This is a genomic window from Clostridium sp. HBUAS56017 (assembly GCF_007115085.1).
GTDB lineage: Bacteria > Bacillota > Clostridia > Clostridiales > Clostridiaceae > Clostridium > Clostridium cibarium.
Genome location: NZ_SULK01000072.1, coordinates 347 through 573, shown reverse-complemented (window position 1 = coordinate 573; position 227 = coordinate 347). Strand labels below are relative to the sequence as shown.

The 227-nt window shown below is 49.8% G+C and carries 1 rRNA gene; it reads right to left on the bottom strand.

Annotated elements, in window-relative coordinates:
• A 23S ribosomal RNA gene (locus FAY47_RS19950) occupies nt 1-81 on the bottom strand; the annotation flags it as partial.
• Nucleotides 82-227 lie beyond the last annotated feature (146 nt).

Below are 227 nucleotides of genomic sequence, written 5' to 3'. Positions count from 1 at the left end.
CCGAAGCTTATCGCAGCTTATCACGTCCTTCATCGGCTCCTGATGCCAAGGCATTCACCATGCGCCCTTTGTAGCTTGACCTATCATCTTCGCGGCGTTATTTCTGCAGATTGCTACGTCGCCTGCGTGCTACGTGTACTCACATACCTGAAGTATGCTCCATGCACTTCGCCCTTGTCTCCTTGCACTCTTTGGTCCTAACTCCGCTCAGTTTTAACTTTACATTA